General features: G+C 41.3%; 12 protein-coding genes, 8 tRNA genes and 1 pseudogene. 15 read left to right on the top strand and 6 right to left on the bottom strand.

Features of this window, described 5'->3' with window-relative positions; translation table 11 throughout:
- Positions 1–26 precede the first annotated feature (26 nt).
- The 6 genes from AC1ECB_RS11135 to AC1ECB_RS11110 all read left to right on the top strand — a co-directional run bounded on the left by AC1ECB_RS11135 (position 27) and on the right by AC1ECB_RS11110 (position 4,920).
- Positions 27–596: an acyltransferase domain-containing protein gene (locus tag AC1ECB_RS11135; protein ID WP_485668754.1), complete on the top strand. Its 570-nt coding sequence runs from the start codon at positions 27–29 to the stop codon at positions 594–596.
- Between the two features lie 83 nt (positions 597–679).
- A protein-coding gene (locus AC1ECB_RS11130) for an IS630 family transposase (RefSeq protein ID WP_485665795.1) occupies positions 680–1,736 on the top strand; the annotation gives its coding sequence in 2 pieces (ribosomal slippage) (positions 680–1,188 and positions 1,187–1,736; 1,059 coding nt in all).
- A gap of 886 nt (positions 1,737–2,622) precedes the next feature.
- Positions 2,623–4,524 carry a sigma 54-interacting transcriptional regulator gene (locus AC1ECB_RS11125; protein ID WP_485668753.1) on the top strand — a complete coding sequence of 634 codons (1,902 nt, stop codon included), beginning with the start codon at positions 2,623–2,625 and terminating at the stop codon, positions 4,522–4,524.
- 86 nt (positions 4,525–4,610) lie between these two features.
- Positions 4,611–4,686, top strand: a tRNA-Asp gene (locus AC1ECB_RS11120).
- A gap of 79 nt (positions 4,687–4,765) precedes the next feature.
- Positions 4,766–4,840 (top strand) — tRNA-Gly (locus AC1ECB_RS11115).
- Positions 4,841–4,844: 4 nt separating this feature from the next.
- Positions 4,845–4,920, top strand: a tRNA-Trp gene (locus AC1ECB_RS11110).
- A 40-nt stretch (positions 4,921–4,960) separates the two neighbouring features.
- Here the strand turns inward: AC1ECB_RS11110 and AC1ECB_RS11105 are convergent.
- Genes AC1ECB_RS11105 through AC1ECB_RS11095 form a run of 3 tightly spaced genes read right to left on the bottom strand, consistent with a single transcriptional unit; the run spans position 4,961 to position 7,635 of the window.
- Positions 4,961–5,761, bottom strand: coding sequence for an ABC transporter ATP-binding protein (locus AC1ECB_RS11105; protein ID WP_485668752.1), 801 nt, complete (start codon positions 5,759–5,761; stop codon positions 4,961–4,963).
- A 13-nt stretch (positions 5,762–5,774) separates the two neighbouring features.
- On the bottom strand, positions 5,775–6,521 hold the full coding sequence (locus AC1ECB_RS11100) for an ABC transporter permease (protein WP_485668751.1): 747 nt from the start codon (positions 6,519–6,521) through the stop codon (positions 5,775–5,777).
- Positions 6,522–6,558: 37 nt separating this feature from the next.
- Entirely contained in the window at positions 6,559–7,635 is a 1,077-nt protein-coding gene (locus tag AC1ECB_RS11095) for an ABC transporter substrate-binding protein (protein ID WP_485668750.1), read from the bottom strand.
- Positions 7,636–7,779: 144 nt separating this feature from the next.
- Between AC1ECB_RS11095 and AC1ECB_RS11090 the strand changes: the two genes are divergently transcribed.
- The 9 genes from AC1ECB_RS11090 to AC1ECB_RS11050 all read left to right on the top strand — a co-directional run bounded on the left by AC1ECB_RS11090 (position 7,780) and on the right by AC1ECB_RS11050 (position 11,509).
- Positions 7,780–8,445, top strand: a complete 666-nt coding sequence (locus tag AC1ECB_RS11090; RefSeq protein WP_485668749.1) for a hypothetical protein — start codon at positions 7,780–7,782, stop codon at positions 8,443–8,445.
- A 27-nt stretch (positions 8,446–8,472) separates the two neighbouring features.
- Positions 8,473–8,835 carry a response regulator gene (locus AC1ECB_RS11085; RefSeq protein ID WP_485668748.1) on the top strand — a complete coding sequence of 121 codons (363 nt, stop codon included), beginning with the start codon at positions 8,473–8,475 and terminating at the stop codon, positions 8,833–8,835.
- A 141-nt stretch (positions 8,836–8,976) separates the two neighbouring features.
- Positions 8,977–9,053 (top strand) — tRNA-Asp (locus AC1ECB_RS11080).
- Between the two features lie 137 nt (positions 9,054–9,190).
- Positions 9,191–9,266, top strand: a tRNA-Phe gene (locus AC1ECB_RS11075).
- Positions 9,267–9,339: 73 nt separating this feature from the next.
- Positions 9,340–9,414: transfer RNA gene (locus tag AC1ECB_RS11070), tRNA-Gly, on the top strand.
- 7 nt (positions 9,415–9,421) lie between these two features.
- Positions 9,422–9,496, top strand: a tRNA-Cys gene (locus AC1ECB_RS11065).
- Between the two features lie 48 nt (positions 9,497–9,544).
- A tRNA-Leu gene (locus AC1ECB_RS11060) sits at positions 9,545–9,633 on the top strand.
- A gap of 170 nt (positions 9,634–9,803) precedes the next feature.
- Complete coding sequence (locus AC1ECB_RS11055; protein WP_485668747.1) at positions 9,804–10,295, top strand: NUDIX hydrolase; 492 nt, start codon at positions 9,804–9,806, stop codon at positions 10,293–10,295.
- Positions 10,296–10,957: 662 nt separating this feature from the next.
- On the top strand, positions 10,958–11,509 hold the full coding sequence (locus AC1ECB_RS11050; protein WP_485668746.1) for a reverse transcriptase domain-containing protein: 552 nt from the start codon (positions 10,958–10,960) through the stop codon (positions 11,507–11,509).
- Between the two features lie 924 nt (positions 11,510–12,433).
- Here the strand turns inward: AC1ECB_RS11050 and AC1ECB_RS11045 are convergent.
- The 3 genes and pseudogenes from AC1ECB_RS11045 to AC1ECB_RS11035 all read right to left on the bottom strand — a co-directional run bounded on the left by AC1ECB_RS11045 (position 12,434) and on the right by AC1ECB_RS11035 (position 15,221).
- A protein-coding gene (locus AC1ECB_RS11045) for an IS3 family transposase (protein WP_485668745.1) occupies positions 12,434–13,689 on the bottom strand; the annotation gives its coding sequence in 2 pieces (ribosomal slippage) (positions 12,434–13,380 and positions 13,380–13,689; 1,257 coding nt in all).
- 228 nt (positions 13,690–13,917) lie between these two features.
- Positions 13,918–14,148: pseudogene (locus AC1ECB_RS11040) on the bottom strand (GyrI-like domain-containing protein); the annotation flags it as partial.
- Between the two features lie 170 nt (positions 14,149–14,318).
- Complete coding sequence (locus AC1ECB_RS11035; protein ID WP_485668744.1) at positions 14,319–15,221, bottom strand: LysR family transcriptional regulator; 903 nt, start codon at positions 15,219–15,221, stop codon at positions 14,319–14,321.
- Positions 15,222–15,265 lie beyond the last annotated feature (44 nt).

The raw sequence follows: 15,265 nt of genomic DNA, 5'->3' as shown, positions 1-15,265 counted from the left end.
TTGATGAAGAAAGAGGATGATGGTGATTGAGAAAACCTATTGTTTTTATGTTTTCAGGTCAAGGAGCGCAGTATTACCATATGGGCAGAGAACTCTATCATCAAAATACCGTATTTAGACACTGGTTATCCCATTTGAATGACATGGTGCATCAAAGTGCTGGTATTTCAATTATTGATGAAATTTACAATCCTGCCAAAAGCAAAGCGGATAAATTTGATAACCTTTTATACACTCATCCGGCAATTTTTATGGTGGAATATTCTTTGGCACGTGTATTAGTCGAACTTGGAATTAATCCTGATTATGTTTTAGGGGCAAGTTTAGGAGAGGTTACCGCAGCAGCAGTTGCGGGAATTATTTCACTAACGGATGCGTTAGATTGTATTCTGAAGCAGGTGGAGTTAATTAGGGACCATTGTCAAACCGGCAGGATGGTAGCAGTTATTAATAATCCGGAATTGTATAAACAGTCCTCTGTAATTTTCCGTTACTCAGAATTAGCTGCAGTAAATTTTTCTTCTCATTTTGTCATTTCTGGTGCTATATATGACGCATTAAAGAGTAAAAAAATATCAAAAAGAAGCAACTATTGATAATTATTATTTGTTAAGAAAATGGTTTTTGGATTTTATGGCGAAATCCTTTGTCAATTAATTCATGACGAAGGGGTAGACACATGCGAGACATCCGCCAATTACCATCAGAAGTAATCCATCGAAGAGTCAAACGCCTCAAAAGAAAAATGAAGTCATGTAAGAATTCGCGGATGCAGGAACGTTATCAAACGATTTACCTGTATTTGCAAGGGTATTCAAAAGAAACAATTTCTCAAATAACTGGGCGGGCTCTTAGCACAGTCTATCGATATATTAATCTTTATGTTAATTGCGGATTAAAAGGCTTACGAATGAACCATTCGCCAGGCCGGCCAACCTTTTTAAGCGAAGAGCAATGCCAACAAGTGTATGATATGGTTGCACATCACGTTCCAAAAGACGCTGGATTTTCGGTAGAAATGAACTGGACAGCTCCCTTACTGCAGCAATGGATTGAGAAAACTTTTGGTGTAACTTACAGTATACGCGGTACGTTAAATTTGTTGCATAGCCTTGGATTTAGCTGTACCCGGCCCACATACACTCTGGCTAATGCAAATCCTCAAAAACAAGAAGAGTTTAAAAAAACTTTATGAACTGAAAGATTCGCTTTTGCATGGTACAATCGACCGTCTGCTGTTTCAAGATGAGTGCATGATTAGGGACTATCAAGCCATTTTTCGGACTTGGTTTCCTAAAGGAAAGCAAAGAATAGTTCCAACCTACGGAAAACACAGTGGTGTAAAGCTAATCGGCGTATTAGATTATGAAACCGGAGAAGTAGTATGTAGTCACTCTACCAGTTATGATGCACAGCAATTTCTCGCATTTTTGCAATTGGTGCTTGAGAAATATCCTGGTCAAAAAATCGTGATGATTTTGGACAATGCCCGCATTCATCATGCCAAACTGCTTCAACCTTTTTTGCAACAAAACAAAGAAGTACTTGAGTTAGTTTTTTTACCCCCATATAGCCCACAACTAAATCCAATTGAAAAAGTATGGGGTTGGCTCAAACGCACCTGCATCTACAATGTTTTTTTCAAATCAGTTGAGGAAATTGCTAATGCTGTATTTGCTTTTATTAATGATATTAATCGTAATCCGCTTAAGACCGTCGACCGCATTTGTGTTTAATTTTTCATTGTTTAATGCGTTGTATATAGTGAAAATTTATTAAATATTGAAAACCATTTAAAAGCTATAAATGTTCCATTTTTAACACTTCCTGTAAGGTATGGTTTTCATTCAACAAAAATTGATCCGGCAGGAGGTGAATATAAAAAGTTTTTACGCAATTTTTCTTTTAGAACACCTGAGATACCAATAATATCATGTTTATCGAGCGGACGTATTACTGATATCCCGCCAGAGTATTTTTGGGATATTGTTAGGCAACCAATTCGTTTTCAAAAAACCATACTTATGCTAGAAGAAATTTATCAGTTTCACTATATTGATTTGGGACCGTCTGGAACATTAGCTAACTTTGTAAAGCATAACTTAGAGAAAAGCTCTGAATCACAATTTTATGATGTTTTAACTCCCTTCAAACAGGAGATTAAACAATTGGAAAAATTAGCTGGAATTAATTAGAGAAGAGAATGTAGTTAAAGCATGTGAGAAAGAGGGTTTCCACCTAAAAGTTCACTGAACTTTTAGGCGGAAAAATGTATCGGTGTGTAGTGTACTTATATGCTTGAAAGTAATACACTTTGGGAATTCTTGCAACAATACACTACAATTATGGTTTTTAGACTTTGTAGTATCGATAAAAAACGGTTCAATTTAAATGCTTATTCAATTCAAAATGTTGGCATATATATTGCTATAAGTATGTGATAGGTTCATTTAAGATACTCAGGTTGACTGCATGCCTTACAGTTCAAAAAACTGAACTGTAAGGCATTTGTTTGCTGGAATTTATTATCTAAAGCAAATTTCTATGTAAAATGGTAAAATTAAAGTGGAAACTGGCTTCAGGCCGCCGAGAAAAATGACTGTCGAGGGGAGTGACCTTACAATGACTACAGTAAGATTGACTGAACTTATTGATTTATCCTTTCTCCAGGAATTTCAAGATAACTTTGCCTTAAGTGTCGGTATGGGCAGCTTAACTGAGGATAATGACGGTAATGCGATAACCCGCCCAAGCCGTTTTTGTGAGTTCTGTACAAATATCATGCGGTCAACCAAGGTTGGGCGAAGGCGCTGTCAGGAGGCTGATATGCTGGGGATAGCAGAAGCAATCCGTACGGGAAGGCCGGCTGTGTACCATTGTCATGCTGGTTTAATTGATTTTGTTGCTCCTATTATATTGAACGGAAGCTCAATTGGCGCAATATTTGGGGGGCAAATTCTGACTGCGGTTCCTAATGAAGAACAATGTCTGAAAATTGCCGGTGAAATCGGCGTCGACCCGGATAAATATATAGCTGAAATAAAAAAAATCCCGGTTATTCCGGAAGAAAAGATTCAGGCAGCAGCTAATGTTCTCTTTTCTGTAGCCAATACGATATCAAAGTATGCTTATCAGACTTTGGAATTACGGGAAAAGAACCGGGAAATAGTATTAGCTTATAACCGCATGGATAACGTTTTCAACACGATGTCAGATGGAGTCATGATAATTGATGATAAAGGAATTGTCAGGCAAGTCAATCTGGTAGTGGAAGAAATTTTCGGCAAGTCAGGTTCAGCTCTGCTCAACAAGTCTGTAAATGAATTAGCCGGTAGTGAAGCATCCTTTGTGGAAGGTGTTTTTGAACGGCAGGAAGCTTATAATGATATTGAAATTTTTAATGATGCAAGTTTAGGGCGGCTGCACTGTATATCCTCTGGCCGGCCAATTTTTGATGACCAGGGAATGTTAGCAGGGGGAGTTATTTTACTGCGCCCTATAAAAAAGGTGCATAATCTAATTAACCGCTTAAGCGGTGCTCAGGCTGCTTTCCGGCTTAGTGATATTATCGGGCAAAGTCCGGCCATATTGAAGACTATTCAAACGGCCTCCCAAGCTGCCAGTTGTATGTCTAACGTGCTTATCGAAGGGGAAAGTGGTACAGGAAAAGAAGTTTTTGCGCAAGCAATTCATAATCAGAGTGCGCGGCGAAAAGGTCCCTTTGTAGCTGTTAACTGTGGCGCTATCCCCAGAGAATTGATCGGCAGCGAATTATTCGGCTATGCAGATGGCGCTTTTACCGGAGCTAAACGTGGCGGGAGACCGGGAAAATTCGAATTTGCGACAGGAGGAACCCTTTTTCTCGACGAGATAGGGGACATGCCCCTGGAGCTACAAGTTACTTTACTCAGAGTACTACAAGAACGCAAACTAACCAGAATCGGTGATAATAAGCTTATTCCTACGGATTTGCGAATCATCTGTGCTACCAATAAGAACTTGGCGCATGAGGTCGAAAAGGGTAATTTTCGCCAAGACCTATATTACCGCTTCAATGTTATTTCTATTAAAATACCGCCATTACGGGAACGACGGGAGGATATACTGCTTATTTTTAATTCCATCCTTACGAAAATGGCAAATGAATTGGGACGGACTATTAAAGTTGATTCTGAAGTATACCTGTTGCTCGAACAATATGACTGGCCAGGTAATGTCCGTGAATTACAAAATATTGCCGAAAGGGCAATAAGTGTAACCGAAGGTGATACAATTCGGTTGGAGCATTTGCCAGAGTTTATTATCGATAATAAAGGCATGAGTATTCAGACTTCCACTATAGCAAAAACAGATAATTTACGTGAGCCAGTAAAAATGAAGCACAATCTAAGTGAGCAAGAACGACAGCAGATCATTGACCTTCTATTTAAAGCCAAAGGGAATGTTAGCTATGTTGCTAAGGCAATGGGCGTTGCCCGCAGTACTGTTTACCGGAAAATGCATCAGTATAATATTTTTCATTAAAAATATAGAAATTTCGCTAAAGCCTCTTGATATTATGTCAAAAGCATGGTAATATTAGATCTCGTCAGGGAGATAGTAAATAACACGGCCCAGTAGTTTAGCGGTTAGAATGCCGCCCTGTCACGGCGGAGGTCGTCGGTTCAAATCCGATCTGGGTCGCCATTCCCGACATTCAATGTTTGACATGCGACATTCGATAAGTAAGACGAAAATCGAACGTCTAAGGTCGAAAGTCGAATATGCGGAAGTAGCTCAGCGGTAGAGCATCGCCTTGCCAAGGCGAGGGTCGCGAGTTCGAATCTCGTTTTCCGCTCCATTCTAGGGGTATAGCTCAATTGGTAGAGTAGTGGTCTCCAAAACCATTGGTTGAGGGTTCAAGTCCTTCTGCCCCTGCCACAAAAAACACTGAGAAATTATTCTCAGTGTTTTCTTTGCATTAGTTCTCAGCGTATTCTCTGTCTTTAACTTTCAACACTTCTTCCCGCAGTGTCAGCCAAATCGATTGGAATAACTCGTTATACCTCATTGTAGTTCTGATAGAGGCAATATCGCGGGGGCGGGGCAGGTCTACATTTACAATTGATTTTACGGTGCCAGGGTGGGCAGTCATAATTAAAATGCGGTCACTCAGGCAGAGCGCTTCATCGATGCTGTGGGTGATGAAAACAGTGGTTTTCTTACTTACATCCCAAATCCGCAGCAATTCCTGCTGCAACAGGATTCTGTTTTGTTCATCAAGAGCACCAAAGGGTTCATCCATCAGTAAAATTTCGGGATCGTTAGCAAAAGCCCGGGCAACACTTACCCGTTGTTTCATACCGCCGGAAAGCTGATGCGGATAGGCCTTGGCAAACTTGGTCAGGCCTATCATGCGAATATATTTTTCGGCAATTTGATAACGTTCTTTTTTAGAAATACCCCGTAATTTTAGGCCGTAGGCAACATTATCAATAACAGTTAGCCAGGGAAAGATTGACTGTTCCTGAAATACCATAGAGTTTATCGGACGATCATCAGTTGTAACTTTGATTGTCACAGTACCGTTTGTGGCTGTATCCAGGCCGGCGAGAATACGCAGCAGAGTAGTCTTGCCGCAACCGCTGGGACCGACAATGGAAAAAAACTCGCCATCACCAATAGAAATATTGATGTTAGTCAGAGCGGTAACCTGACCACGGGCATTAGCAAATACTTTGCCAATATGACGTAAAACAATGCTGGTACTGTCGTAAGGCATAACCGCACCTCCTTTAGTTGGTTTGTTTCCATGGAAGCACCAGACGTTCCAGAAAGTCAAGCGCTAGGGCGAAGATATAACCAAGAACGGAAAGCGTAATTAGTGCGGCAAACATTTGCTCAATATCAAACATATCATAGGCTCTCCAGATCATCCAGCCTACACCAGCCTTAGCTGCCGACATCTCGGCGGCGACAATCAGGATAAGAGCCATACCCATGCCCAGCTTTAGGCCGGCAAAAATCATTGGCAATGCTCCCGGTAAGGCGACAGTGAGATAAAAATCTTTGCGACTGGCACCAAAGTTTTTGGCCACTTCCAGATAGATTTTGTCAATATTTAAAACCCCGGCCATCGTATTAATCACCACAAGATAAAATACGCCAATAGCAATGGTAAATATCTTGGAGGTTTCTCCAAGGCCAAATATGAGGAGAATAAGCGGCATAAGGGCTAGTTTGGGAATAGGATAGGTAGCTGCAATCATAGGTTCAATAGCAGAGCGGACAAATGGGGACAGGCCCATACTCATACCAAGCAGGATAGCCGGAATGGAACCGGCAAGAAAGCCGCAGATAACTCGTATAACACTTACCCAAGTGTTATAGATAAGGTCGCCGGAAATGAGCAGTGGAAAAAACGACTGTAAAATGAGCGAAGGACTTGAGAGCAAGCGGGTGTCAACAAAACCTAAATGGGCGGCAGCTTCCCAAAGCAGTAACAGAGTCAATGGAGAAAGAATGGAAATGGCTGTTTTCATGGATTTACCAACTCCAGATAGGTGATATCAGTGGTTGTCACTGATATTTCCCCAAGGTTTTTACAGCAAAGTCTACATAGCGGTTATCAACCGCATCTTCCAGTTTAATTTCCGATTTAAGCAAGTTGTTTTCTTTGTACCAGGCTAAGTCGGCAGCAATGCCGTTTAGCCGCAGGTAGCCGTCAGGGTTTAATCCGGTGGGATACATTGTTTCATATAAAGCAGGGTCTTTGATTACGGAATACTTACACAGCATCTTGATTACTTCTGCTTTGTTCTTATTTTTGAAGAAGGCGTCATTATAGTCGCGTATAGCTTTTACATAGGCAGTCATAAAGAGGTTAGCCACATCAGGCCGGGTAGTCATGCTTGTGCCGTAGACTAATAGCGCAATTTGCGCCTCAGGATCATATTCAGACGGATCTTTCCAGGGATCAACAATGCCTTTGGCTATACCTTGCGTTACAAAAGGTTCAATGACCATGGCGGCATCAATGCTTTTGTTGCCTAGTGAAACAAGCATATCAGGGAATGCCCGGATGACTTGCATATCAATATCCTTAGTTGTCAAATCACCTTTAGCCAATACCCTGGCCAGACATATTTCGTCAAGCGAGGCAGTGCCAACTACTGCAATTTTTTTGCCACGCAAGTCCGTAAAGTCTATAATGCTATTGGCAAGATCCTTCCGTATAACCAAGCGGTAGTAACCTTGGCCAGGTATATTAATACCTTTATCGGCAACGATTTTAACAGGTATGTCACGGGATATTGCATTTAACAGCCCAGAGGCCGTCACGGTAGCGCCCACATCTAACTGACCTGCGGCTAGTTGATTAATCATTTCCTGGCCGCTGTTAAACTGGACTGCTTCAATTTTAATGCCGACATCCTGGTAATACCCTTTTGCCATACCAATGAGAATTCCAGCATCAGAAACAACTTGTTTCATACCAACCTTAATTATCGTTTCCTGTGGCAGCACCCTGAGTGCAGGTGCCCAAGCCGGTCCCGTAAATGGAGTTACCAGCGTGGCAGGTGCCTGGCTGCAGGCGGTAATGAGTAACGTGATGACAAGCAGGATTGCCACTAATCCTCCCCAACGTTTTACCATGGTTTTCCCTCCCCATTGCTGTAAGGTTTTGTCTTGTATCGAGTTACTTCATAGTATTCTGAACTTACTATTTGGTTACTTCGTCTGCAGGTTTTTGTGATGTAATCAAGAATATAGTCATAGAAGAATCGGAGGTTATATATCATGGAAAAAATTATTGAACAAGTGACAGCATGGGAGTTTTTAAAAAAAATGCCACCGGAAATTTTTGGGTTTACCTTGATTAATGAACTCATGACTTGTGGTTCGCAATATCGTATTTTTACCTATAATAATCAACAAGCCCGGCGAAGCTTTACTGGTTTGTATGATGAAGCAACAAAAGATTTTTTGGTTCGTGTAGTCATTGGCTTAACAGAATATTGTGATATAAGTTTTTTTACACCAGACTTGGCGGCTTTTGAAAAGGTTTTGACAGAGCGTATGGAAAAAGTGTTACAGCAAATAGCCGTTTTTGATCCTGCTTCGGTATGTACACAAATTACCGGCAAGAAGATTCTTGAATGGCCTTATGTGACAAAACTGCCAGAGCAGGTAGCGGGATTTACTCTTTTTATCACTCCAGATAAACCAATTAAAGCTTTGAATGGATCTTATGTTATAATAGATTACAGTGACTTTGCGGCAGAGAGTAATCTGACGGTAAACTATAACATCTTTCGGGATGATTTTTTTAGCGAAATTCGACTGAAACGGGTGCCGATCATGACAACTGTTTTTGATGCGAAGACATTGCCTGATCTTGAAATACGGTTAAATGACAATTTAATTCAGACACTTGAAAATATAAGGTTAAAGTTAGCGGAATAGGTTGAGCTCAATAGAGGAGGAAGTTTTATGGCCAGAGTTCTAATATGTGATGATTCTACGTTTATGCGAATGATGATAAAGAAACTGTTACAGGATATGGGACATGAGATTGTTGCGGAAGGGGGTGATGGCAAACAGGGAGTGCAGCTCTATCGTCAGTATAAACCGGATTTGGTAACAATGGATATTACTATGCCGGTTATGGATGGAATTCAGGCGGTAAAGTATATTCACGAAGAAGACCCGGTAGCGCGTATCATCATGGTAACAGCCATTGGGCAGCGTAGTATTATTTCTGAGGCACTCAAAGCAGGGGCAGCAGGTTTTGTTATTAAACCATTTGATCCTGAGCAGGTACAAGAAACCGTTAATAAAGTACTAGCTGAGTGATCTTATTTTACAATAGCCACTTGACGTTTCTGCGATAGTAAGATATAATAAATTTCGTCGCATCGCTTATAAAATAAAGGCAGTTTTTGCGTATTGACTTTTTTGTAAACCTACTATATACTAAATAATGCGATTGCACGTGGCCCTGTGGTGTAGCGGTCTAACATGCCGCCCTGTCACGGCGGAGATCGACGGTTCAAATCCGTTCAGGGTCGCCAATTACCTTAGCCCTTGCTGTGGCTAGAAATGTCCATATGCTAGGCGCGACGAGAACCGTAGCGGAGGCGTACACGGGAGTACGTTGAGCAACGGATCGCAGGAGCAACAAAGTAGATGGGCGTTTATAGACAGTTATGCCTCGGTAGCTCAGTCGGTAGAGCAGAGGACTGAAAATCCTCGTGTCGACAGTTCGATTCTGTCCTGAGGCACCATTCTCGACCTTAGACATTTGACATACGACTTTCGATAGCGAAAATCGAGCGTCTAGTGTCGAACGTCGAATATGCGGAAGTAGCTCAGCGGTAGAGCATCGCCTTGCCAAGGCGAGGGTCGCGAGTTCGAATCTCGTTTTCCGCTCCATAACTATGGCGACATAGCCAAGTGGTAAGGCAGAGGTCTGCAAAACCTCTATTCCCCAGTTCAAATCTGGGTGTCGCCTCCAAATAAAACAAAAAAGCCACAATAGTGGTTTTTCTCTAGATTATTACATGCCGGGGTGGCGGAACTGGCAGACGCAACGGACTTAAAATCCGTCGGAAAGAAATTTCCGTACCGGTTCGATTCCGGTCCTCGGCACCAATATTTAAAAGGCTTCGCAGCACATGCGAAGTTCTTTTTATTTTCATAGTCTGATGGGTTCTGACAACATTTTGATGATACAGTGCTCTAACTCCATTTTGGGCCGTTTATCTTAGTACGTGAGTCAAGACCCTATATTTCTATTTACTAATATAGGGAGGGCAATTTTAATGAGTAAAGATATTTTATTTAAAACAGATGAATTTATATTTTCTTATCGTGTTGCCGGTATTCTAATCAAAAATGAAAAAATTCTATTGCAAAAGCCGAAAAAAGATGATGGCTATTCAATTCCTGGAGGACATGTAAGTTTTGGAGAAACAACATCCGAAACATTAATACGTGAGTTTAAGGAAGAAATAAATGCTGATATTAAAATTGAAAAACTAATTATGGTAGGTGAGAATTTTTTCCCATGGGGCAATAGACCTTGCCAACAAATAAGTATGTATTATACAGTTTCATTGTGTAATGAGCAACAAATACCACTTTATGGAACTTTTGAAGCTGCTGATGAGTTGGGCAATAAAAGAATAGACTTGGATTTTTCATGGATTCCACTATCTGAAATACATAATTTATCTGTTTATCCGACAAATATAAAATATGATTTGATTCCATTGCCTGAACATATTAAGTATTTTGTTTATAAACAACAATAAAAGAGAGATAATAAGAGAGATAAGGGACGTTTCTGTGCGCCAAGAAGCGCACAGAGTATAGCGGGTGGGAATCCCGCCTGAGAAGGCTTAGCCAGCCACTCAGTATCTAGCCTTGGGACTGAAGCGGTAACGCCAGGTCTAAGCGTAGGCAAGAAAGGTAGTAGGCCGAAAGCTGAAGATGTAGAGCCCCGAAATCCCCAAATGGGTAGGTCGATGCCTTAGAAACAGCAGAAGACAACACTGAGTTTAGCGATAAAAGGCAAGCTAAATTCAGATCCCCGGGGTCAAAGGTCTTGGCATGCTACACATCATTACTCTGTGTGAACTTGGGAGACCCTGCCGCCCTCTAACGAGAGTATGGCGGACAAGTCGAAGACGAGGAGGCCAAATAGACGGCAGGGAGTCGGAATGTGCCATACTACTGAGGATGCAGGGTAATGCCTGCGAAGGGAAGGGCGCTACGAAGCAGTGATCTTGAAAAGTGAAACAATGCTGCACTGGAGGCAGAGAAACCATTGGGAACTAAACTAACAAGGATAGCCGAATTAGCCAAACAGCGACCAAAAGTCAAATTGCAAACCCTGATTCATGCTATTGACGAAGAAAGCCTGAAAGCCGCTCACTAGGCGCTAGGAGCAGATAAAGCACTAGGCGTAGATGGAATGAGCAAAGAAGAATATGGTAAGCAGTTAGAAGAAAACATCAGCGATCTTCTGGGAAGAATGAAACGGCAAGCGTATAAACCACAACCTGTCAAGCGAGTCTATATCCCAAAAGGATACGGCAAGATGCGTCCGCTAGGTATCCCGTCCTACGAGGATAAAGTGGTGCAGAAAGCCCTCAATGAAATACTAACAGTCATCTACGAAACAGAGTTTCTCGACTGTTCCTATGGATTCAGGCCGGGAAGAAGCTGCCATGACGCGCTAAAAGAAGTCAGCAGAATTATTGAGACGAAAAAGGTCAGCTATGTGGTAGACGCGGACATTAAGGGATTCTTTGACAACGTCGACCACGGGTGGATGATGCGGTGTCTGCAAGAACGCATACAAGACCCTAACCTTCTGCGGCTGATAAGCCGGATTCTCAAGGCGGGCGTTATGGAAGAAGGCGAAAATAGACAAAGGGACGGTGGAAGTGTCCGGAATGACAAAATTAGTGACCAGGACAATACCACCGTCCCCTTGCTGCTTTTTGAAGTCGTTGCCTGCTGAATGGTGAAACGCGGCGCAGATACAAAAAGGATAGACTTCATAGTATTCTATGAAAGTGTGTAAAAAAGATTTATGAAAAGGTTTATAGAGAATTTTCCGGACTATCGACCTGCGGGATTTTTAGGAATTGCAGCTGGTGGTCATTGGGAAACTTAGTTAAAAGTGGAGGATAGTCTCTGTTTTACTAAGCATCTTTGATTGTATTATGTCTTAAAGATGACTTTTCTTGTAGTAAAGTGGGGAATACAAAATGGGAAAAATAGTTTTCGCACACTCTGACGTTCCTTATTTGTCACAATATAGTTGTAAAGGAACGTTTCCAGATGTCATTACACAAGGTGAGGAGTTTTACTTTTGGCATTGCCCCAAAAGTAACAAAAGGTCTAGGCCCTAAGCCTCCAAAAACTGAAAAGCCGGGCGATATTCCTAAAATCCGTAAACTCGCTACGCTCAAACACTACGGATTTTTTAACGGAATACCGCCCGGCTTTTCTCCTGCGGAACGCTTTTTCCGGCAAAGGCCGAAGAGTTACGGGAGTTACGAGGGTTGCCGGGGTACCACCTTATGGGGGCACAATTTCTAACTACAGCTTTCTCGCCTTAAAAATGAGATAGTTGGGAGATAGTTGGGGGAGATAGTTGGGGACGTTCCTTTTTTGTCACAATAGAATATACAAAGGGATGGTGGAAGTGTCTTGATGTCGGACAGGATGTAGCTGCAGTCGGTTTAACCCCCTAAGTTTGGAGTCTTGTCGCATTATCACGCCGTAGCGCAGCATAGATCAATATTTCATTTGCGCACAGTTTACAGAGTATAGCACTCACCCGTCAAGTTATCAATGGTTCGGCTTCGCCCCGCATATGCGGCCATTGACATCTTGCCGTTTTCGTACTAATTCTATAGTTAAGGGTGCGCAAGAATATTCAAACTTTAATAATGAACGGACTTATCCCAATATTCACTACCATTTCATGGAATTCTGCCGGAGGCATGTCTCTTAGACTACCATGAAGATAGCGGTTTATATAAAAATCAATATATTTTGTTACTGTTTTATGTGCTGAAGTATAACTTTCAAATTCATTCTTAGCGTAGCAGTCGCGTTCAAGAATACTGTGAAATGACTCTATATGTGCGTTAAGGTTTGGTGTCTTAGGTGGAATACGTTCGTGTTCAATAGCTAATGTTTTGCAAGCTTCTTCAAATTTACTACTAATAAACTGTGGTCCATTATCAGTCCTTATTATTGGTTTGGTTGAGGCATTGAGTAGTTTCCTTTTCCACAAGGCTCGCTCTAACAGATGCGCAGCGTGCCGACCTTCACAGGTTAAGCCGATGTGATAGTCAATGATCATGCGGTCATAAACATCAATAATTCCCATGAAATAAAAGAAGCGATCTTCACCAGCAATATAGCCGTACTTAATGTCAATTTCCCATAACTGATTAACACTTGTTATGAATCGATTGCGGGCTAGTTTTCGAGGATATTTGAGAGAAATCTGACGTTGTTTCTTTAATATTCCAAGTTCCTTGCATAGACGATAAACCTTCTTTTTATTGATTATTAACCCATATTGCCGTGTGAGGCTTTTGGCAAGCTTGCGGTAGCCATAGGCATGTTCTTCACCTAAAACAAGCTCTAATAGCCATTCTTTAATTTGCTCGTCACTAATTCGCTTAGATGATTTATCTACTGAATAACCCGGTATAGGTCTACCACCGCTAGGCTTTTTGCTGTGTTCTATTGCAAGGTGGTTTTTCTGGTGATAGTAGGTGGATTCTGCTATGCCGATGATTTTGAGTACAATTGCAGTAGCATATCCCCGGCTAATCCATTCATCGGCAACTTCTATCTTGTCCGATAGCCGGGTTGGGCCTTTTTTATTAAGTCTCTTAATATGGCAATTTCAAGGTCTTTTTCGCCAAGCAGTTTTTTCAACTGCCCATTTTCGGTTTCTATTTGCTTAAACTCCTGAGCCGTAGGGGTGTATACTGACGTTTTTTTAGCGGTTGACTCAGTTGCCTCCCAAGCTTTATGCTTGGACTCCGACCTCCATCGATAGATTGTTTTCGGGTCTAATTCGTGCCGCCGGGCAACCTGGGCTACATCATTTACTTCATTTGCTTCTTGAATTACCATTTCTTTGAATTCTTTAGTATATCTCTTGCCTTTCATGTCCTGTCCCCTCTCTATTTCTATTTTACCTGATTTCGAGACAGGACTCCAATCCAATTACGGGGCTAAAGAGCAGTGCAGGGAAGGGGCACATCTATGTCACCCGCTAATCCTTTACGGAATGGGAACGTTTTTTATCCTTACTTGAGTTTGAACTGTCTCTATAGACGGCGTTAATTCAGGTGGAGTAGATTCTCCACTTGAATCTCGAATGTTTCTATATTTTCACTATAGGTATGTAAATATATATTCCTGATATTCAATCATCATTTTGTGGCGCTGAAAATATTCAAATACGAATCCGGTATCGTTGTAACTAAATTCTGATACTGGCAGCCATTTGTTGAAAATATACCAATATAAAGATGGGATTTTCGTCATATTGAATTTATTGCGCATCGGGCTTACGTAAGTAAAAACAGCATATTTTGATGCAGGAAGCACTTGAAATACCATGCCTTCTGGAAGAGGAGCGTTTACCCTCCTTTACTTGTAGATAAATATATTATACTATGAAATCTGACTATTATCAAATAATTATATGATTAAAACCGGATTAATAAAAATTTATTGTATAGGAATACAAATCAGATGAAAACAGGATATAAGTTTCGTATAGCCGTTCTTCTTTAAAAAGCAGACCAGGATTGAAATACGCCAAAAGTCTCTTGGAGATATTGATTAAGAATACGAATACTTCTCATAGTGGACTCATTAGGAAATTTGTGAATCACTTGCAAACATCGCCATCCTGGTATTTTTTCGGATAACTTTTGAAGTACAAACGGATTGGACTGAATAAGCTGCTTCCCTACGGAAGCGGGAACAATGGCCCAATGTTGCCTATCCTTCATAAAGACGGGAATCAGACCCGCATTATCCAAATGAATGCGCGATGGACAGGCAGGATCCCACCATTGGTCATGTTTAAATTGAAATTCTTTATTTAAATTTATATAGATTTCATAGCCAGGATTTAGGTCTTTTTTATCAACACTGTCACCAGTCTGCCGCTCAGGAGCCGCCAAACGCAACAAGACCATATCTTCTGTAAAAACTGGTTTAACAGTAACACTTGGCGATACAATCTCACGCACCACAAATGCCACGTCCATTTCACGGCTTTCAATGCTATGAAAAGCTTCCTGTGTATGCTGGGTGCGAATTTGCAGACGTATCGGCGGAGAATATTGTTGGAGTCGATGATAAACAGGAGGCAATACAAAATGACTCAAACTTTCAGCAACACTAATGGAAAGGGCCAATTGGGGACCGTTAGTTTGTAAAATTTGCGTTTCCCGCCTCAATGCCTCTAACCGCTCCGCAATGCTAAAAAAACTTTCTCCCATAGGTGTCAGACTAATTTTTTTTAGTCCTTTCTTTCGCTCCACTAATAATCCGCCCATCTCTTCTTCCAATGTCTTGAGCCGGTAACTTACGGTGGCCTGCGATAGATGCAGCAGATTGGCAGCTTTGCTAATACTCTGAGTCTGTACAATTGCTATAAAAGCCTCAATTCCAAGAAAATACACCAATATACACCCTCTAATTATAGAAAATATTAATATAAATCACA

The organism is Sporomusa sp. 246TCP1, from assembly GCF_057319775.1.
Note: the sequence above shows the minus strand (reverse complement) of the source record. Positions and strands in the feature narration are given on the sequence as shown.